We start from the raw sequence: 279 nt of genomic DNA, 5'->3' as shown, positions 1-279 counted from the left end.
TATCCGCAACAGCAACATCCTCTTCGTCAGCGGTCGCACCAACATCCGCCACAACAATCGGGTCAAAACAATCGCCAACTGCCGATCTGGAATCTATGGGAGAAACACCAGAGATATCCGCAACAGCGACATCCCCCACAGCAATTGATTCAAAAGCATCGCCAACAGCTGATGTCGCATCTATGGGAGAAACACCAGAGATATCCGCAACAGCAACATCCCCCACAGCAATTGATTCCAAAGCATCGCCAACTGCCGATCTCGCATCTATGGGAGAAA

Annotated in this window: 1 pseudogene; it reads right to left on the bottom strand. The window is 50.5% G+C overall.

The window, feature by feature from the left end:
- Nucleotides 1-279: pseudogene (locus tag MiSe_RS50200) on the bottom strand (hypothetical protein); the annotation flags it as partial.

Origin of the sequence: Microseira wollei NIES-4236 (genome assembly GCF_020521235.1) — a bacterium.
GTDB classification, from domain to species: Bacteria; Cyanobacteriota; Cyanobacteriia; order Cyanobacteriales; family Aerosakkonemataceae; genus Microseira; species Microseira wollei.
This window is presented reverse-complemented; position numbering and strand designations above follow the sequence as displayed.